The following is a 20,487-nucleotide window of genomic DNA, read 5'->3' as shown; positions in this document are numbered from 1 at the left end:
TGCCTCTCTGGATCTACACAACTGCCAGCTGGAATCGTATCACATGAGCCGCCATTACATCATGGAAAGCGTCAATGCCCATATCGGCGTATATACGGGAAAACGGGCGGATATCCAGGTCTCTACCGGACGGTTTGCCGGCACGGCCGTAGGCGACGGCATCGCCATCAAGGGAAAAATCGACCTGACTACTAAAATCCCTACGATAGATCTGCACACGGATATCGTTAACGTAGATCCATCTTCCCTGGGCTTTGGCGATAACATCCACGACCAGATGACGCTGACATTTCACGCTACAGGACCGCTGGACCAGCCGGAAGCGCGGGGCCGCCTCCATATGGAACGGCTGAATCTGCCGGCTTTGCGTTTTACCGATGTATCAGGCGATGTCTATTACCGTGATTCCCTGCTCCAGTTCACTCAGGTTAAAGCAAAGGTATACGGCGGCACACTCGATGCCTATGGCGATTATAATCTGGAAACCCGGGCCTACAACATATATGGGCACGGGGAAGACCTTAACAGCAGTACGGCTCTGCACGACATGAAATTCCGGACTCTCGTCGCCATGGATATCACTATGCGCTGCGACGGCAATCCCCGTCACCTCAGTGCTTATGGATCATTCCAGTCTGGCAGCGGCTACTATTTCCCTCTCCATTTCAATTCCATTTCCGGGCGCTTCAATAACCGCTATCACGAGCTTGATTTCTATGATGTCGTCATCAGCACTGACATGGGCGATATCGCAACCGATGCCCTGCACATCGTAGACGGCGATGTCCAGATCAGCCCGGTACGGATCCGCGACGCCGAAAGCGGGAAAACGACAGAATTCCGCGGTCTCGACAACTATAAGGAAAGCAAAGAAACACAGGCCGCCATAGGCCGCAATATAAAGAGCCTGGACCAGAGCATGAAATCCATCAACCAATCCATAAAGAGCATGAAGAAATCCCTTGATTTCTGATATAAAAATGACGATGCCGTACGAAGCAGTGATTGCTCCGTACGGCATCGTCGTTCTGTTTATCCCATCAACCGCATTTCGGTAAGGGGTCTTTCTTTTGTTCTATATCATGTTTTCCTTTTTCCTGGATTTCTTTCCACAGCGTATCTGCTACAGGCTGCCACTGTTTCGCATATTCTTTACACTTTGCGCACAGGTGTTCTGCCGATTCCGGCGAAATCAGATCCGTCGATTTCGCCCCGCTCCGTTTGACCATAGCTGCCAGATACTGCGGGTTTTCCAGCATCGGGCACGGACGCAGATGATTGTGGTTAAACGGCTGGCCTTTGGCGTATTCTTTGAACAAAGGCTGCTGCAGACATTCGAGCAGACTCTGGTTCTTGATATTGGCACTGGAATAATGGATGAATACACACGGTTCCACGTCACCATTGGGGTTGATATGGCAATAGTTCCGGCCACCGGCTACACATCCGTCAATATACTGACCGTCGTTCTGGAAATCGATGGCAAAAATAGGTTTACCGCCTTTGACACTGCGGATTTCGCGGACACGGCGTACCATGCAGGCTCTCTGTTCCTTCGTCGGCATCAGGTCTGGTGACGCGTCGTTACCGACAGGCATATAATGGAAATACCAGGTGAAATAAGCGCCCTTGCGGATCAGCAGGTCGAGAAAATCATCGGATGTAACCGTTTCAATATTCTTGCGGGTGTAACAGATAGACGTGCCAAAGACGATGCCGTGTTCCCGGAGCAGATCCATGGCATGCATGACCTTATCGAAATGACCGGCACCGCGGCGGCTGTCGTTGACTTCCCGGTATCCTTCGACACTGAGGGAAAAGCTCAGATTGCCTACATCGGTCACTTCATGACAAAAGGCATCGTCAATGAGGGTCCCATTGGTAAACGCATGGAATTCGCAATCGGGATGTTTACGGCAGAGGCGGATGATATCGGCTTTGCGGACGAGTGGTTCCCCGCCGGTCAGCAGATAGAAATGACAGCCCAGTTCCTTGCCCTGGGTCACGATTTTATCCATCACATCGAAGGACAGATTCAGCGTATGGCCGTATTCGGCAGCCCAGCATCCGATACAATGCATATTGCAGGCACTGGTCGGATCAAAAAGAATAGCCCAGGGGATATTACAGTGATATTTCGCTTTTGCGGCATTACGGGCACGGAGCCCATAAAAACCGGCTTCAAATCCCAGATCCATGACAGCCGTTTTGACGATATTCGGGTTGAGCGTGTTCAACGCATGGTCCAAAAAATGGAACCATTTGCCATCTTCATCAATCAGACGGCGGGCTTCTTCAAAGGATTCTTTTTCAAATAAGTCGCCAAAAAGATGTTCCATAACAAAGGACAAGTGTTTCAATGACTTTCTCCGGTCTTCCGGATTTTTTTCTGACATAATGCGGTCTACAATCAATCCTACCGTTTTCTTTTGTACTTCGTGTGTCAATCTTTTCATGGCATTCCATCTCCTCTTTTTGGAAACCGAAATAGCACTTTTCTTTTCACCTATTATTATACGCCTCCCAATGTAAATGTCAAAAGGTTAAAGTTAAAAAGTCAGATGGAGAGTAAAAAATCTGCCCCATGAACCATGATACGGTCACGGGGCACTCTCTTTTCTGCATCCATCTATTTTCCCGGTACGATAGAATTTTTCCAGGGGGATCCGACCAGACTGGACGTCGTAGCCAGACTATGTACCATCTGGGATACGGCCTGATAGTTGGCCTGAACGCCTTTTTCACTATTTTCATAGGTCGCGGCATTTTCTTTCTTGATGCCGATCGTATCCGCTTCCTTTTCAGCATCCATATTGGCACCGATAAAGACAAATTCCCAGCCTTTTTCTTCCTGGGCATCAATCAGTTTCCTGACTTTTTCCTGGTCATAGGTCTGACTGTAGTTTTCCAGTCCGTCCGTGATGATGACAAACAGGACTTTGCTGCCCGTATCATCGATGCCTTTGACCGCTTCTGTTTTTTCGATGGCATCGCCAATAGTATCGTACAATGCCGTCGCGCCACGGACCTTATACGAATCAAGGGTCATATCGGGCACCTCAGAAATCGGCTTACGGTCCGCCAGGATTTCGTGATCACTGCTGAACAGGATGGTCGTCACATTTGTCGGCACCGACAACTGCCGTTCTTTGGCCAGCATGGAATTGTAGCCTTTTACCGTATCTTCTTCCAGGCCTTTCATGGACCCGCTCTTATCGATGAGCAGCACGACTTCCAGATGAGATGCCTGTACAGCCGGTTTTTCCGTTCCAGCCGGTTCTGTCCCGCTCTGAGTTGTCGTCGTTCCTGTCGTCGCAGCAGTGCCCGGTACCGGTACAGTAGACGAAATTCCTGTTTCCTTTAAAACCTGACTGACTGCCGGCACGCTCTTTGCCAGTTGCTGCAGCGTATCCGTCCAGCTGGCCGCCATGACAGCTGGACTCCCCAGCCCCATAAGACAGGCCAGGGCAGCCATAACTTTCAAGTGTTGTTTCATCATCATCACCCTCCTTTACTATGACCTTATTATACCATCCTTTATGTTACAGGTTTAATACACTTTTACCTGTATCCATCCTTCATTGTACATCTTGTCGCCGTCTTCACCGAGATCCTGATACGTTTCCTGTCCTTCGTAAACTTCCGGCGGTGGGAATACGACGGGATTATCCTTATAGTCTTCATCCTCTTCCATTTCCGGAACGGCTGTATTCGGTGTCGAATATGTCAGGTATTCAAAATTTTTAAGGGCAATATCGGGCCGGCTCATGAAGTCGATGAAGGCATGGGCATTTTCTACATGGGCCGCATTTTTAGGGATTACCCACGAATCAATCCAGAGATTGGTCCCTTCTTTGGGCACGACGTAGGCCAGGTCTTCATTTTCCAGCATCATACGCAGGGCTTCTCCGGAAAAGATGACACCCATGGCGGCTTCCCCGGAGACGAGTTTATCTTTGACATCATCGATGCCATACGCCTGGACGAGTGGCTTCTGAGCAATGAGCATATCCCGGGCCTGACGCATTTCATCCGGGTTTGTCGTATTCAGAGAATACCCCAGCCGCTTCAGGGCTACCATATAAGCATCGCGGGGCGAATCCTGCATGAGGATTTCATTCTTATACTTTTCATTCCAGAGAATATCCCAGCTGTCTACAGGATCATCGACCATGGTGCGGTTGTACAGGATTCCAACCGTTCCCCAGCAGTACGGCACGGAATAGATGTTTCCCGGATCGAACGTCTCCGACTGCTTATAAAACACCTGTCCCACGTACTGGCGGGCATTGGGAAGACGGGAGAAATCGAGAGGCTGCAGGAGATCGTGTTTGATCATCTTCTGGATCATGTAGTCCGACGGACAGATGACATCGTACCGTACCGCACCGGCTGCTACCAGGGGATACATACTTTCATTGGTATCGAATTCATCCATGACGACGTGTATCCCCGTTTCTTCTTCAAACTGTTCCAGTGTATCGGGGTCGATATAGTCACCCCAGTTATACACATAAACTACACTATCGCCTTCGGCTTCTTCGTCCTGAAATCCGCAACCCGAAAACGCCAGGATACTCATCAAGAGAGCCAGACAAATAGAGACGATATATATTTTTTTCATGTAACCGCCCCCTTATCGTGCTGACTGGCCTATCTGCATGCGTTTCCGGTTCCAGAACAGGAGAAACGCAAAGACCAGGACAAAGACAAATACCAGTGTGGACAGGGCATACATTTCCGGATGGATCCCCAGTTTCAGTTCGGCATAGATTTCTGTAGGCAGCGTGTCGATGCCGGCGCCTTTGGTAAAGTGAGTAATGATGAAATCGTCGGCCGACATGGTGAAGGCCAGCATAAACCCGGCCAACAGGCTGGGCCGCAGTTCCGGCAGGACTACGCGGCGGAATGCCATCAGCGGTGTTGCCCCCAGATCGCGTGCCGCATCATAGCAGTTGCGGTCCAGAGACAGCATCTGCGGCATGAGACAGAGGATGACGTAGGGCAGATTGAATACGATGTGAGCCATGAGGATGGTACCGTAGCCGAGGCGCAGTCCCAGGCCCAGGAACAGCAGCATGAGGGAAATCCCCGTCACGATATCGGCGTTGAGGAGGGGAATATTGGCAACGCCCATCAAAACGGACCGGCGGCGCCGCCCCATACCGCGCAGAGCCAGACAGGTCACCAGTCCGAGAAGCGTCGCCACGGCCGCGGATGACAAGCCAATGGTAATGGTATTCTGCAGAGCTTCCAGGATGCCTTCATTCTGAAACAGTTCGCCGTACCACTGGAGGGTAAAGCCTGTCCAGTGCCCCCGGTAGCGGCTGGCATTGAACGACTGGGCGATGAGTACGCCGATAGGGGCGTAGAGAAACAGGAAAATCAAAGCTACATAGGCTTTTTTCCAGAGACGCATCATTTCTTCACCTGCCCTTCGCTGCGGTCAAAATAGGCCGTCAGCATCATATTGATAATAATAAAAATCATGAGGACCAGCGATAGTCCGCTCCCCAGATGCCAGTCATAGGCCATGGTGAATTCCTGTTCGACAATATTGCCGATTAAAAGAACCTTATTGCCACCGAGGAGGCCACTGATAAAGAATGTCGTCAGAGACGGAATAAAAACCATGGTAATCCCGCTGATAGCGCCCGGCAGAGACAACGGCAGGATAACCCGCGTAAACGTCTGCCACGAGCTGGCCCCCAGATCCCGGGCTGCAAAGATGACGTTTTTATTGATTTTCGAGAGAGATACATACAAAGGCAGCACCATATATGGTAGAAAATTGTATATCATGCCGATGACGATAGCTGCCGGCGTATTAATGAGCGTCACATCCGGCAGGGACAACAAGCGCAGAAACTGGTTGAGAATGCCATTTTTCTCAAGGATCGTCTGCCAGGCCATGGTAGACAGGAGAGAATTCATCCACATGGGCAGGATAAACAGGAGGAAAATGAGGGCACCGTGACTGCGTTGGCGTTCCGTCAGAATCAGACATAGCGGGTACGACACGAGGAGACAGACCAAGGTACTCACTAGTGCCAGAAGAATAGATAATTCCAGTGCCCTGGCATATTCCCACTGCAGCAGGACGCCCACATTAGCAAGACTCCACTGCCCGTCACCGCCCGTCAGGCCATACCAGCCGACAAATACGAGGGGAACGAAAATAAACAGCGCTGCCCAAAGCAGAAAGGGCAGGGCAAAGAGATGGCGCATGGCCGCAGATTTAATCATTTTCCATCGCCCTTTCATCTTCCGATTCCGGTTTATTCATAATCTGGATATTGAAGGGATCCACCCACAGACTGACCGCATCCCCTGTGTGATAGACACGCGTCGATTTGACCAGCCATTCGATTTTCCCGGCCCGGACGGTGATATTGTAATTCATCCCTTCAAAGATGACCTTGGTCACCGTGCCGTTGAGTGCCCCTTCGCGGACTTTATGAAGTTCGATGTCTTCCGGCCGTATCTGTACATCGACGGGGCGGTTGTTGCCAAATCCCACATCGACGCAATCAAAATCCAGTCCCTGGATACGCACGAGTTTATCGTGGACCATGAGTCCGTCGACGATATTGCTGTCTCCGATAAAATCGGCTACGAACGCATTTTCCGGTTCATTGTAGACGCTTTCCGGCGTACCGATCTGCTGGACATAGCCCTGATTCATGACGACGACTGTATCGGACATACTCAGGGCTTCTTCCTGGTCGTGGGTAACAAAGACGAAGGTAATGCCCAGTTCCTTTTTTATTTTCATGAGCTCCAGCTGCATACTGCGCCGCAATTTGCGGTCCAGCGCACTGAGTGGTTCGTCCAAGAGAAGTACCCGCGGTTCGTTGACGATGGCCCGGGCGATAGCAACCCGCTGCTGCTGGCCACCGGATAAATCGACAATATTGGCATGTTCATAGCCATCGAGATTGACTAGTTTCAGGGCATACCGGATTTTGTCCTTGATATAATCGCGGGATTTCCCATGAATTTTAGGGCCAAACGCGATATTTCCGGAAACGTCCATATGCGAAAAAAGTGCGTAATTCTGAAAAACTGTATTCACCTGGCGGCGATTGGGCGGTACGTGGGTAATATCCTGACCATCAAACAGGACAACACCTGTGTCGGGTTCTTCAAACCCGGCAATAAGCCGCAATGTCGTCGTTTTGCCGCAGCCACTGGGACCCAGCAGCGTCACGAATTCATTTTCATAAATCGTCAGATCAAGTCCGTCCAGTACGAGATGACCATCAAAGGACTTTGATACGCCCTGCAAATGAATCAATTCTTTTTTCATTTCCTATTGTTTCCTCCCGTCTCACAGGTCCGCATAATACATTCACCTTAACTGTATTATTCTACCAAAGAAAGGGAACGTTGGGCAACCGCCATTTTTTCATTTCCATCCCCATTTTTCGATTTTTATTTTTATTTTCTATGCTATTCTATAGTTATTATTTATAAAAAATAGATCATAGAGTCTTACGATTGTTAAATAATTTTTATCGCATTTTTACGTTTTAAATTTTGTAAATTTCATGTAAAATTTTCTTTCTAAAACAAATACGCTATAGGTTATACGTTTAAATTTATTTATAAAAAAGTATATTCTAAAAAATAATACTTGTCATAATTATACTTCATGCATTTGTCTTATTATATAGGACATGGTATACTGAATAAGCTGAATACGATCGTATATATATAGCACTGCAGCTGCACCCCATCTATGGATATCCAACATACAAGAAGGAGTGCTTATTCCTATGCCTAACACAACCCCTGAAACCGTACAGCCCCAGAAAGTCGGAGGATTCCTCGGCTGGATTGAACGAATCGGTAATAAAATCCCTGATATCACCATGTTATTTATCGCCGCATTCTTCATCACTTGTATCGTTTCCATGATTTTTTCGTACTTTACGTTCGATTATGTCAACCCGGCGACAGGCAAGCAGATTGCCATCACTAATATGCTCAGCCCGGCGTCACTGGTCACTCTCATGACCAAGATGGTCACTAATTACTCTGGTTTCCCGCCCCTCGGCATGGTTATCGTAGCCACTCTGGGTATCGGCATCGCTGACGGATCCGGCTATATCAACACGGGCCTCAAAAAAATCCTGACGGTAACGCCGAAATTCCTGCTCACGCCGATTGTCATCGTCGTCGGTATGCTCAGCCATCTGGCACCGGATAGCGGCTACATGATTATCATCCCTATTGCGGCCTATCTCTTCTATGCATCGGGCAAACACCCGCTTTCCGGCGTCGCCGCATCTTTTGCCGGTATCGCCGGTGCCTTTGCGGCCAACTACACGCCGTCGGCCATCGACCCGGTCATCCAGGGCTTTACCCAGATGGCCGCCCAGATTATCGATCCGACCTATGAAGTCAATGTTCTCTGCAATTATTTCTATGCCGTCGGCTCTACCTTTGCCGTCATCGGCTCCTGCTGGTGGATTACGGAAAAAATCACAGAACCATGGTGCTGGAAAGCCTGTCCTCTCGACACCGACATCGACGTATCGGAAAGTGCCATGACAGCTATTACCCCCAAAGAAAACCGCGCTTTCTATATCGCTTCCTTTGTCCTCATCGCCATGCTCGCCGGCCTCTTCCTGAGTCTCATGCCGGCCGACTCGATCTGGCGTGATCCTCAGGGGAATCTGGCCAGCTTCAAAGCGCCGGTCATGCAGTCTATCGTCGCTATCATCTTTATGCTCTGTGCCGTCACGGGTATCGTATACGGTATCATCAGCGGTAAATTCAGAAGTTCCAAAGATTTCACCCATTCCATGGAAGAAATCACCAAGACGCTGGTACAGCTTATCGTATTCTATTTCTTCGCTGCCCAGTTCATGTATGCCTTCGGTGCTTCCAATCTGGGTGCTCTCATCGCCGTATCCGGTGCGGAATTCCTGAAGTCCCTGGCTCTGCCGCCGCAGATTACGATTTTCGGGGTCATCGTCTTCGTCGCCCTTCTCAATCTGCTCATCACATCGGCATCGGCAAAATGGTCCATTCTGGCGCCGATTTTCGTACCGATGCTCATGTCTGTCGGCATTGCCCCGGAACTGACCCAGGCCGCATTCCGCGTCAGTGACTCCGCCGTCAACGTCTGCACACCGATGTTTGCTTTCTATCCCCTGATTATCATTTATTGCCAGAAATATTACAAAAAAACCGGCGTCGGTACCCTGAGCAGTATGATGCTTCCTTATACCGGTGCCCTGCTCGTAGCCCTGACCATCATGTTGTACCTCTTCTGGTGGTTCAATATTCCTCTCGGCTTCCAGGCAGATTATGTATATCCCCGCCAGATGTTCTAACGGGATATAGTAAAGGAGGAACTATCCTATGAATCCATTACAAGAAGAAATGATGCATCGTTTTTGCCGCTATGTCCGCATTCCGTCTCAGAGCAAGCCCAATGGCGGCACGCAGGTTCCCAGCACGGAATCGCAGTGGGATATGGCCCGTACGCTCATGAAAGAATGTGAAGACATGGGGCTCATCGATCTGTCTCTGTCAGATAAATGCGTCCTTACAGGCCGTCTCCCGGCCCACACTGAACCGGGTTGCGACCGCAAGATTCCTGCCGTCGGCTTCTGCGCCCATCTGGATACAGTCGATGTAGACCTGTCTCCTGTCGTACATCCCCAGCTCGTCGAACATTACGACGGCAGTGACATCGTCCTCAACGCAGATAAAAACATCGTCATGACCGTCAGTGATCATCCGGAACTACGCGACTACGTCGGCCAGGACCTGATCACGACAGATGGCACCAGCGTCCTCGGGGCAGATAACAAAGCCGCCATCACCAACGTCATGACGGCACTGCACACCCTGACCACCCATCCGGGCCTGTATCACGGCGATATCTACGTCGCCTTTGTCCCCGACGAAGAATGTGGTCTCTTCGGCTCGAAGAATATGGACTTTTCCAAATTCCCTGTCGATTTTGCCTACACCATAGACAGCTGTGCCCTCGGGGAAATCGTCTACGAAACATTCAACGCCGGTTCGGCCACAGTTACCATTCACGGTGTCAGCGCCCATCCCATGAGCGCCAAGGGCAATCTGGTCAACCCGACGCTCCTGGCCTGCGATTTCATCAATATGTTTGACCGCAGCGAAACGCCGGAATGCACAGAAGGAAAAGAAGGGTACATATGGTGCCAGGCCGTAGAATCCAACCAGTCCAAAGCCGTTGTCAGCCTCAATATCCGTGACCACAGCAAAGAAAAATACGAAGAAAAGAAACGGCGTATTGCTGCCAACGTAGAAAAGCTGAAACAGATGGAACCTCGGGCTGCCATCACCTGCGAAATGGAAGATACCTATGGCAATATTGCCGATGCGATTACCGATGACAATCACAAGGCCATCGACTACATTTTCGATGCATTCAAGGAATTGCAGATTCAGCCCAAACCCATTGCCATGCGCGGTGGTACGGATGGTTCCTTTATCTCCACCAAAGGCATCCTCACGCCAAACTACTTTACAGGCGGCCTGAATTTCCATTCCCGTTATGAATTCCTGCCCCTTCCCAGTCTGGAAAAATCCTATGAAGTCACGATGAAACTCATTGACCTCATTTACAAAGGATAACTGTTATGATAAAAAAACTGCCGCACGAAGCAAATTTGCTTCGTGCGGCAGTTTTCGTATTACTACTATACGACAGGATCCGCAAAATATACATATACACCTTTGAGCCGTACGAGGTCGAGACCCATTTCTGTAAAAGCTGCGTGGATTGCCTTTTCAGAAAGTGATACGTTTTTCTTTGCATCACCGGCTTTGACGACGTATTGTGCCCCGTCATCAAGTGGATAAATCCGCAGGGTTACTCCATCATAATCGAGACGGAACATACCACTGCCATCTTCTGTCTGTATGTTCGTTTTGATGGAACGGCTGTGCAGCTGAGGCTGTACCGGTTCCGTGAGGCGCATGCCCGTCGGCGAAAGCTTCGTTGTTTCTCCCGCCTGGGAAACACCATAGGTGCCATACTGTTTGACTGTATTGTCCTGAACACGGAAAATCGGCATAGAAATTTCTATTTTGTGCTGCGGCCGGCCACCCTCACGGTTCCAGACATCCTGATTCGTAATATCCGGTTTGGTCTGAACAATCTGCAATGTCGCATCTCCACCGGAAACGAAATAGTTCTTCAGAAAATCAGGACCGCTGAGGAATGTTCCAAAGGAATATGTACCTGGCCAGTTTGTCCGTGTATTGCCATTGAGATAGCCATGACCATAGTCACCATAATCATAGCTCAGACCTCCCGGCTGATCCCCGTTGGTCAGGCCCGTAACGCGGGACCGGGTCGTCCGTACTACACCGTACTGGGTGAATACGTCATCCGTATCAATACGGAGGGGGGCTTTATTTACGATGATGTCCCCTTCGATGGTGACTAGGTAGTTCTTCCGGGCATCGCTGCCATTTTCATGGACGATCCCGCCTCCATCAGATTCCATGTCATTGTAATACGTCCCGGCATCGGCCGTAGTCCGGCCGGCCCGGTTGGTTTCATACGCTCCGCCAGCCTTCGGCGTCATAGTCAGGCCAACCGTAGAAATAGTATCCCCGTTCACCAGATTGGGATTGGACGATTCCGTAAAGGTTGTCTTATCCGAGCCATAAGTCTGAATCATGTCGTTGGTAACTTTGATGGCTACCGGTGTCAGAGTAACCGTACCGGCCTTATCCAGCACCACTTCGTAGTTGTCCAGGGACTTATTGAAGTCCGTCGTAATGCCATAGCTGTCCAGGCTGCCATCCGTCTTGTACTTTACATCGTTGGTCCGGTCCTTACTTACGAGAGCACCAGATGTGTTGGTGATACCGATTTTAGACGTCAATTCAACCAGGCTGTCCCCGTTTTTTTCGCCCTTGACCGTAGTAGCACTATCCAGATCCTTCTGAACTGCCCCGGCATCCCCATAGGCTTCCGTATAGTCGCCAGTGAACAGATGCAGTGTGGCTTTGTTGATGGTGGCATTGCCGTTTTCGATCTCGATGTTGTAGTTGTCCAGTGTCTGGTTGGTAGACCCTTCCAGGTAGTATGGCCCGCCGTTCACCGTCTTGGTCACCTTGCCGGCCTGTTTTTCCTCTGCGGAAGCATCGCCCGTATTGGTATAGGTGATATTGCCCGTGCCGTACGTCCCATCGAGGGCACTCGTCACCACGCCTGAGCCGTCCCCGTTGGTCAGGCCTTCGATACTGCTGGTATCATAACCATACTTGCTGGTATCAAAAGCTGTACCATAGGTGGTGGAAACATCGTTGAGCTTCACCTTCACAGTAGCTTTCTTCACCGTGGCCTTGCCGGTCAAGTCAGAGTTCACTTCATCAATTTCGTAATTCTTGGCCGTATCACCCTTCAGGGTAAACGTTCCTGTCAGACCATAGTCTCCTGCATTCTGGGTCTTGACAGCGGAATTGTTGGGATCAGACTTTTCTCCGCCATTGGAATAGGAAACTTCAATTTGATTGTTCCTTACGTTGTCCTCTGAATCCCCATTGGCATTTCCAGACAGGGTATAGGCATAAGGGGTCCAATCACTTGACCCATAGGTAGTGCTCGTATCCCCCACTTTCAAGGTCAGTTTGGCCTTTTCTACCTTAGAAGTGCCCGGGTTCACCACTTTGATGTTGTAGTTGTCCAGGGGTTTGGAGGTACTGCCGGTAATCTGGTAACTGCCGGCGTTCTGGGTCTTGACATTTTCGTTATTGGGATCGGATTTCGCCCCGCCATTTGCATACGTAAAATCGCTGTCCTGGAGAACATCGGTGATGGCCGCTGCGGCATCCCCGTTGGTCAGCCCCTGCAGATCCGCCGCATCCTTTTTGTACCCATAGGTGCTGCTTTCAAAAGGTGTACCGTACGTAGTGGAGACATCTTTCAGTGTCAGTGTCAGATCCGCTTTATCCACGGTAGAGCTGGCTCCGTCGATGAACACCTTATAATTCTGCAGTGTCTTCTCCGTAGTCCCGGTCAGTTTGTATCCTGTGCCTGCGTTTTGGGTCTTTACATTCTCATTGTCCGGATCCGTAGCGTCCCCGGTATTGGTGTAGGTGATATCCCCGTTGCCAATGGTTTTCGTCACCACTTCCGTGCTGTCCCCGTTGGCCATCGCCAGCTGGCTGGCATCGTAGCCGTACTTGCTGGTGTCGAAATCCGTGCCGTAGGTGGTGGATACATCGTTGAGCTTCAGATGGATTTCTGCCGGGGTGACTTCAGCCTTGCCGGCATTCACGGTCCCGATTTCGTAGTTCTGCGCCGTATCCCCGCTGAGCGTGAAGGTTCCCGTCAGATTGTAGCTGCCTACATTCTGGGTCTTTACCTTGTCATTGGCCGCATCGGATTTCTCCCCGCCATTGGTGTATGTAACGGAGATCTTGTTGTGTTCTACATCCTCTGCCGTATCCCCGTTGGCATTGCCTTCCAGGGTATAGCTGTACGTATTGGGATCAAAAGCAGTTCCGTAGGTGGTTTCCGTATTCCCCACCGTCAAGGTCAGTTTGGCCTTTTCCACCGTAGATTTCCCGTTGGTGATATGGATGGTATAGTCAGAGAGTTCCTTACTGGCAGCCCCCTGGAGTTCATAACTCCCGGCATTCTGAGTCTTCACCTTGTCGTTGCTGGTATCAGTTTTCGCCCCGGTATTGGTGTAGTTGAGGAATTGATCTCCCAGTACAGACTGGGTATCCCCGTTCACCAGTCCGCCTTTTGCCGTATCAATGGTGTAGGTATACTTGTCCATGTCAAAGGCTGTCCCATAGGTGGTAGACACATCCCCCACCGTCAGGTAGAGATCCGCCGGGTTCACCGTGATGGTGCCACTGCCGGTGACCTCATAGTTGGCAGAAGCATCGCTGCCATCGCTAGCCTTTACCTCTGCACTGGAAGTCAGATATTGGTCTTCATATTTGCCTACATGGGCCGTGGTATTGCCACCCTTGCTGTCAGCATAAGTACCATCAGTAGAAATGGTATACTTGATATCGCTATCAGTCAGAGTATCTCCGTTCACCAGCTGGGTTTTGTCGTAAGAAGGCGTCCCGCTCTTCACCGTGGAGTTGCCATAAGTCTGGGTACCATCGGTGTTGATGGTCAGTGTCTTCCGGAGGATTTCGATATCCCCATTGACCGTTTTCAGGTCATATCCGTTCAGCGCCTTGGCCCCATTTTCCTCCACATTGAATACATAGAAGGCCCTGTTCCCATCAGAAGCTGTCTTGTCTTCGTCCCCCTGGGTCCGGGTGGCCCCTGCTGCCGCCCCATCACTGGAAACAGCCACAGCATTCGTTCCGGTTTTGTTTCCATCGGAACTGGTCACGTAGGTCAGATAATCGGCTTCATTGAAATTGCTGAACTGGGTCACATCGACATCCTTGCCGGTGGAATCCGTATAGGTGGCCGAGGTGATCAGCAGATCCCGCAGTTGGTCATCGGTAAGGGTATCCCCGTAGGTTTTCTTCTGGCTGCCTCCGGAAATGGTGATCACCGGGGTTACCTGGAAGATGAACTTGTTGCTGCTGGTATCAGTATAGTCCGTCAGTGTGTTCTTGGAGCTGTTTGTATTCACCGTAGTGTTGGAGCCGGATTTCGCCGTCCACTGGGCATTGGTGCTGCTGTTCAGATTGCTGCCCAGGCTGGTGCCATAGTCGCTGGGGGAATTCACATAGACCTGCCAGGTGCCTCCGGTGCCGGTGGTGATGGCAGAAGTACCGGTGGTGCTGTTCACCAGAGAGCCCTGGCTGCCCTGGGCATCGACCACCACAGCGCCTTTTGCCGTGCTGGCCGCAGCCAGGGTGCCCTCTGTGGCATTGCCATTGTAATCCACGCCGGCGCCCAGGGTGATCTTACCGGTCTTCCCGGTGGAAGTCAGACTGATCTTGCCGCCGTTCAGGGTGCTGTCACTATCTGTATAGCCGTCGGATTCCACGCCGTGGACGGTAAGGTCACCGGCTGATTTGATGGTTACACTGTCCAACTGGAAGGCGGTGTTCTGGTATCCATCGCTGCGGGTGGTGATGTCACTGGCAGAAGCGGTGGTATCCGTGGTGCCGGAATGGATTTCCCCGCCTACCGATACGGTACCCCCGGAAATGTAGACCCCATGGTCCGCATAAACAGTGCCGTATTTATAGTTTGTGGCTTTATTGTTTTCATTCCCGATGGTCACGGCCCCGGTGCTTTCAATGTTCACCGTATCCAGAGCCTTGCCTTTCCCGATATCCCCTTCCAGGCTGACAGCGCCGCTGCCGGCTTTGATGTTCAGGCTGGAATTGGCCAGGTTGGTCTCCTTGATAAAGCCCACGGTGGTATCCCCGCCCATGGCCGCATCGTCCCACTTGCCGGTGGTGCCAAACCCTACGGTCAGGAACGGTGCACTGTTGTCCGGCTGGGAACGGGTCTTGTTCCCGTCTTTATAGGTATCCCAGTTCACATACCCATAAACGGCTTTCCCATAATTCCCGCTCTGCCAGTTAGAACCAGCATTGCTGTAGAATTGGGTCCCCTTGCCATTATTGGCTTCCCCTTCCGGGCCGGTGACCCAGTACATGCCGTCCTGATAGGTAGGATCGTCGGGCATGCCGTAAAAGGAATAAGGATAGAGCTTGTCGTTGGTGCTGCTGTTGGAACCCTTTTTGTTCAGTACGCCGGAACCCCGGCCACCGGCCCAGAGGATCTGCTGGCCGTTAGGCGTGGTCAGGGAGTTTTCCAGGATGGTGGTAATGGTGGCCAGGTAGGAATCCCCTGCAGCCGAACCGCCTTTGGTATTTCCCTGGGCCAGTTCCTTGGATGCAAACCAGTTGGTAGCCAGGAGATGGCTGATGTCGTCCTTGATATTGGCGTAAAGAGTCTGTCCGTTCAACGTGGTATCGGTGCTGGCCGTACCATTCGTGAAGCTTTCAACAGCCGCGGTCAGATAGGTTTTTAAATCGGCTGTGGTCATGGTTTTTCCGGCCGAATTTTGTACAGAAGCAGTAGTCTTACCGCAACTTGTAGCAGTTACCACCTTAACCCCACTGCTCTGGCTGATATATCGATTGGCAAAGTTAGCTGCGTTATAGGTGAGCTGGTAATTCAGCCATTGTTCCAAGGTCATTTCGCCTTTGGTGATGACGACGGAAGCATATCCCGTCCCCGCACTTGTGCTGACGCTGGTGGAGCTCCCGTCTCCCAGCCAGCGGACATTCTGGGTATCGGCTTCAGAGAAGGTGTAATGGGGCTGTCCATTGCTAAAGCTCTGGGCGTCTGTGGTGTATTGATAAGTCCCGTCTGCATTCTTCACATAGTTGCCGCTGGTGTCTTTCACATAGTTAACACCCTGGTAATGATAGGCCGGGACCGTACCTTTTTCCAGGTATTTTTCCACCGTCTGTTCCACCAGGGTATTCCAAGTGTCCGTCCCGTATACATAGGCCCCATAGCTGTTCCCGGAGTTGATGATCCCGGTGGCCGTCACATCTCCGCCCCCGGAATCCAGGGTCAGAGTTCCCCCGTTGAGGCCGATGGCGATTTCCCCGTTAAGGGTGATCTTCCCGCCGCTGGTCTTGATCATCCGGTCATCCTTTGCCCCATCCGCTGTACCGCTGCTGTCCACATGGCCAAAATAGGTACCGACCGTATGGCCCGCAGGATCTGCCTTGCCGCTAAGGGTCCCTTTGCCATACCCTTTGGTATTGGCCTTATCACTGGTATATGTCACCGTACCGCCGGAAGCGGAGGTGAAATTTCCCCCATTGGTATTGATATTGGCATTGATGATTACGGCACCGATCTGGTCCCCGTTGCTGTCCGCATTCAGGACTACATTCAGCTTACCCGCCGTAGAAGTGATATTGCCATTGACGGTGATGTTCCGCATTGCATCCAGGGTAAAGGTGGCATCATCCCCTGCGGTCTTATCGATGTCATTTTTGACGATGATATTGGCCGATCCGTTAGTGGCCGCTGCCTGGATGGTCACATTCGTACCCGCATTCAGCATTTTTTCCACCATATCAGTGGAAATCCAGGTTACAGCACTGTTTACGGAAGAAGCATTGGCGGTGGTGGCATCGGGGTCGTTGTAGCCGATGGAAGCACTGCCCTTGGTGAAATCAGAATCCGCGGCGGTTTTCTTTTCCGCATTGTCATAATTACTTGTCGTTGTGGGATCACTGTCGGCGATGATTACGTCCAGCGGATCCAGCAGCCATTCCCCTGCCTTGCCGCTGACGCCTTTTGCATCGATTGTGAGATTATCCCCCAGGTTCAGCACGTCGCCGGAGGTTTCGATTTTGCCGCCGTCCACATCACCGCGGGCGAGGAGGTTTGTCCCGTCATGGACGATGGTCTTTTCACCGATGACTTTGATATTTCCTGCGTCCTGGCCTTTTTCCGTACCGGAAGCGTCCAAGGTTCCACTAACATCGACCTGTCCATGGTCTCCGCCGTCGAGAATGATCTGGCCTTTTTCATTTTTACGCAGCGTCTTAGCTTCAATGGTGCCGCTGTTGTTGACGACCGTGCTCAGGACATCGCCGGCACTTTTAGCCGTCATGACGACGTATCCGCCATCGGCTTTGAGCGTACCGCTGTTGAGAGATTGTGCCCGTGCCAGCGTACCATCGACAGTGAAATTCAGTTTGCCATCAGCATCACTGGACAGATTCAGATTCTTTGCTGCCGTAAGAGCTACCATACCGCCATCACTGACAATGGTACCACTGTTTTCTACGTTTGACGCATGAAGAGCGACCAGACCGCCCTGGGCCTTGATGATTCCTTCATTGATAACAGACGCATTGTTTTCATTATCAACAGCGAGATTCAGGGAATCCTGGCTGCTGCCGAAGCGATTCATCGTGTCATCAGAGAGACGGGCCGTCGAAGCGACTAGTCCTCCTACATCGACACTGGCATTTTTACCAAATACGACACCATTAGGGTTGACCAGAAAAACATGTCCATTGGCATTCAGGTTCCCTTCGATCAGGGACTGCTGGCCACCGGTAACCCGGTTCAGTGATACGGCATTCTTATCAGGTTGTGTATAACGAACTGTTTCATTTTTAGCTATATCAAACTGCGTCCAGTCAATAGCCATGCGGTTGCTATTCTGTTGAACCGTCATCGTTTGTCCTTGTTCTACAATGGACCCATTGCCGGACCGGATGGTTCCGCCCGAAGGCATAGCCTGTACAGAGCCACCCAGCGCCATGGCCAGGAGGACCATGCCAGTCAGCCGATGTTTCCATTGGTTTCTATTTCTATATCTCATATATATCCGCTTCATTCCTTTCTTATATATACATATTCTTAGAAATATACGCCTGTGCGGAGCCAGAATTGTCCATTGCTATGGCGCGTATCGCTGACCGGTTCTTCGGAACCCAGTTTCCAGGCATAATCAGCCCGGACGAACCAGTCTTCATGACGGGACCAGATAAGCCCCAGACCGATGCCCTGCAGATTGCGGTGGTTTTTGGCACCGGGATTCAGACTGCTGTCCTTATTGATCCAGATGCCGCCGTGTTCCAGATAAGCGGCCAGCTGCAGCTGCTGGTCATTCTTCTTGATAGGCAGCTGCCAACGCAGTTCAGCCCGTGTCAGATATCCCGTATCGCCGGAGGCTTCACTGGTCGGATAAGCCCGTACGCCGTACGGCCCGCCGAGATAGAAATGCTCTGACGAATCCAGGTTGGAAAAAGCGTATTGGCCCCGTGCTGTCAGGAGCAGATACAGGCGGCTGTTGATATTCTGATGTCGTTCGATATAGCCTCGCATTTTTTCATATGTACCGGTCGTCCGGGGACTATTGGCCAGAAGCGGAACAAAAGGATTGGATGAATTATACAATGCATCGTTGGTGATGTGTCCCCATTTATAATCAACACGCCAGTTCGTGAACCCTTCATTATCCTGGCTGTCCCCGTACAGGGAGAACACGGCTGCGTTCCCCGTCTTATCTCCATAGGTTGCATCCCACAGGCGGTATTCATCTTTCATACGGCTGTGTTCGTATCCGATGCCGGCATAAAAATTGTGCAGCCGGCTGCGCTGGATGGCATAATCAAATCCGATGGAAGCCACGCGGGACTGACCTACCCCGTCGAGATAGGAAAATTCATCTCCCAGATCATAACTCATGACGTTGTAACCGACAGTCATGCGCAGGCCATCGGTCAGGACAGGAATCGTATAATTGGCACCCCAGTCGAACATCTTGCGGCCGGAAGTAGCGATGCCCGTGTTCAGATGATCCCCTTCGTGGGCCAGATTGGTAAAATCATAATTGACACCATACTGGTTATACCCCATGGAGCGGCTGCCATAGTTATCAGCCGTTGCCAGACCGTGTTTTGTCTTGTATGGATCGACATCGAGCAGGACATGAACCGTTCCCGGTTCACTGCCCTGGCTGAGCGTTACCTTGGCGTCTGCATCAGCCAGATCCGACAGGAGCCAGACGGCCCGTTCCAGTTCGGTCCGGGTAACGTAATCACCCTTTTTCAGGAACCCAATCTGCCGCTGTATGGCTGCGTCGTTGATTTTCGTATGATTTTCAACAGTTACCCCGTCAAGCCGTCCCACTTGCACGACATAGGTCACAGTCCCCTGGTCTATCTGCTGTTGCGGCAGATAAGCCCGTGCGACAAGATAGCCATGGTCACGAAAATATTTCGTGAGTACATCAGCCCCGCCCTGCAGCTGGGCAAAAGTGAGGTCTTTTCCCTTATTGTCCGCCAGCAGTGCCTGCAGCGTCTGTTCGGGATAGATATCCTGCCCGGTAATCTTGAATTCCCGGACGGGAAGGGTGACCTCTTTTCCCTCAATAGCCGATGATGTTCCCTGTTCAGGCGTCTGTACCTTGATATTTTTCGATGCTTCAGGAATGGTCAGTGCTCGCTGCCGGTCCCGCCATTCATTCTGCAGCATACCTGCATCAGCTTTGCGTGGCGTATCCCGCAGTCCTTCCGGCAGACCAGCCGGGATGGCCGCTTGTATACAGACAGCTTGAGCAGCTCCCAAAACAGCAGCTGCTATGATGATTCTAATTTTTCTGTTGTGACTCCTTCTCACAAAAAAATCCCCCTATACGTTGTCAAAACATCATGTATATAGCAATCAATAAATATAAATTATCAATTTGTAATCTATTTTTCTTATTCTGCTTTCATATTATATAACAATATTTATTAGAATTCCATGATTATTCGTAATGTTAAATTTATTTTATAAGACGATAAAATAAAGCGCAATTATAAAAAACATAATGTTTTAAACACAACTCAATCGTTCTAATATAAATACATTATGTTTATTCGCTGTACCATATTCACTATCTTTTCCGTCTGGATATGGAAAACTGTTCTTTTACGTTTGTGTCCTACATCCGTTTGAGACACATATAAAAAATGTGCCCTGATGACAACAGGAACACGAAACACACCAGT

General features: G+C 50.7%; 10 protein-coding genes and 1 pseudogene. 3 read left to right on the top strand and 8 right to left on the bottom strand.

The window, feature by feature from the left end; translation table 11 throughout:
• Positions 1 to 973: pseudogene (locus tag B4H10_RS05585) on the top strand (hypothetical protein); the annotation flags it as partial.
• Between the two features lie 67 nt (positions 974 to 1,040).
• Here B4H10_RS05585 and B4H10_RS05580 read toward each other — a convergent pair.
• The 6 genes from B4H10_RS05580 to B4H10_RS05555 all read right to left on the bottom strand — a co-directional run bounded on the left by B4H10_RS05580 (position 1,041) and on the right by B4H10_RS05555 (position 7,309).
• Positions 1,041 to 2,456 (bottom strand): radical SAM protein, encoded by a 1,416-nt coding sequence (locus B4H10_RS05580; RefSeq protein WP_170087946.1) that lies wholly within the window; start codon positions 2,454 to 2,456, stop codon positions 1,041 to 1,043.
• 173 nt (positions 2,457 to 2,629) lie between these two features.
• The gene (locus B4H10_RS05575; protein WP_292018353.1) at positions 2,630 to 3,502 is read right to left on the bottom strand and encodes a vWA domain-containing protein; all 873 of its coding nucleotides are present in this window, start codon (positions 3,500 to 3,502) and stop codon (positions 2,630 to 2,632) included.
• Positions 3,503 to 3,550: 48 nt separating this feature from the next.
• Positions 3,551 to 4,624: an ABC transporter substrate-binding protein gene (locus B4H10_RS05570; RefSeq protein WP_083237048.1), complete on the bottom strand. Its 1,074-nt coding sequence runs from the start codon at positions 4,622 to 4,624 to the stop codon at positions 3,551 to 3,553.
• A gap of 12 nt (positions 4,625 to 4,636) precedes the next feature.
• A complete protein-coding gene (locus B4H10_RS05565; protein WP_236699613.1) occupies positions 4,637 to 5,422 on the bottom strand; it encodes an ABC transporter permease in 786 nt (261 codons plus the stop codon).
• Entirely contained in the window at positions 5,419 to 6,246 is an 828-nt protein-coding gene (locus tag B4H10_RS05560; RefSeq protein WP_059075490.1) for an ABC transporter permease, read from the bottom strand. Before B4H10_RS05560 ends, B4H10_RS05565 begins: the two co-directional genes overlap by 4 nt.
• Positions 6,239 to 7,309, bottom strand: a complete 1,071-nt coding sequence (locus B4H10_RS05555; RefSeq protein WP_059075491.1) for an ABC transporter ATP-binding protein — start codon at positions 7,307 to 7,309, stop codon at positions 6,239 to 6,241. The genes B4H10_RS05560 and B4H10_RS05555 overlap by 8 nt, the downstream gene beginning before the upstream one ends.
• A gap of 469 nt (positions 7,310 to 7,778) precedes the next feature.
• Between B4H10_RS05555 and B4H10_RS05550 the strand changes: the two genes are divergently transcribed.
• Positions 7,779 to 9,344 carry an AbgT family transporter gene (locus tag B4H10_RS05550; protein ID WP_059075492.1) on the top strand — a complete coding sequence of 522 codons (1,566 nt, stop codon included), beginning with the start codon at positions 7,779 to 7,781 and terminating at the stop codon, positions 9,342 to 9,344.
• Positions 9,345 to 9,372: 28 nt separating this feature from the next.
• Positions 9,373 to 10,632, top strand: coding sequence for a peptidase T (pepT, locus tag B4H10_RS05545; RefSeq protein ID WP_059075493.1), 1,260 nt, complete (start codon positions 9,373 to 9,375; stop codon positions 10,630 to 10,632).
• Positions 10,633 to 10,697: 65 nt separating this feature from the next.
• On the opposite strand, the gene B4H10_RS05540 is transcribed toward pepT, so the two are convergent.
• The gene (locus B4H10_RS05540) at positions 10,698 to 18,311 is read right to left on the bottom strand and encodes a filamentous hemagglutinin N-terminal domain-containing protein (RefSeq protein WP_292018352.1); all 7,614 of its coding nucleotides are present in this window, start codon (positions 18,309 to 18,311) and stop codon (positions 10,698 to 10,700) included.
• Between the two features lie 38 nt (positions 18,312 to 18,349).
• Positions 18,350 to 20,113: a ShlB/FhaC/HecB family hemolysin secretion/activation protein gene (locus B4H10_RS05535; RefSeq protein ID WP_292018351.1), complete on the bottom strand. Its 1,764-nt coding sequence runs from the start codon at positions 20,111 to 20,113 to the stop codon at positions 18,350 to 18,352.
• Between the last annotated feature and the right edge of the window lie 374 nt (positions 20,114 to 20,487).

The organism is Megasphaera sp. UBA4382, assembly GCF_002391155.1.
Taxonomy (GTDB): Bacteria; Bacillota; Negativicutes; order Veillonellales; family Megasphaeraceae; genus Megasphaera; species Megasphaera hexanoica.
The sequence above is the reverse complement of the archived record's forward strand: the minus strand, read 5'-3'. Positions and strand labels throughout refer to the sequence as shown.

Coding starts and splice junctions, on each gene's coding strand:
- B4H10_RS05580 (WP_170087946.1), bottom strand. CDS start 2,456: ATGAAAAGATTGACACACGAAGTACAAAAGAAAACGGTAGGATTGATT.
- B4H10_RS05575 (WP_292018353.1), bottom strand. CDS start 3,502: ATGATGATGAAACAACACTTGAAAGTTATGGCTGCCCTGGCCTGTCTT.
- B4H10_RS05570 (WP_083237048.1), bottom strand. CDS start 4,624: ATGAAAAAAATATATATCGTCTCTATTTGTCTGGCTCTCTTGATGAGT.
- B4H10_RS05565 (WP_236699613.1), bottom strand. CDS start 5,422: ATGATGCGTCTCTGGAAAAAAGCCTATGTAGCTTTGATTTTCCTGTTT.
- B4H10_RS05560 (WP_059075490.1), bottom strand. CDS start 6,246: ATGATTAAATCTGCGGCCATGCGCCATCTCTTTGCCCTGCCCTTTCTG.
- B4H10_RS05555 (WP_059075491.1), bottom strand. CDS start 7,309: ATGAAAAAAGAATTGATTCATTTGCAGGGCGTATCAAAGTCCTTTGAT.
- B4H10_RS05550 (WP_059075492.1), top strand. CDS start 7,779: ATGCCTAACACAACCCCTGAAACCGTACAGCCCCAGAAAGTCGGAGGA.
- pepT (WP_059075493.1), top strand. CDS start 9,373: ATGAATCCATTACAAGAAGAAATGATGCATCGTTTTTGCCGCTATGTC.
- B4H10_RS05540 (WP_292018352.1), bottom strand. CDS start 18,311: ATGAGATATAGAAATAGAAACCAATGGAAACATCGGCTGACTGGCATG.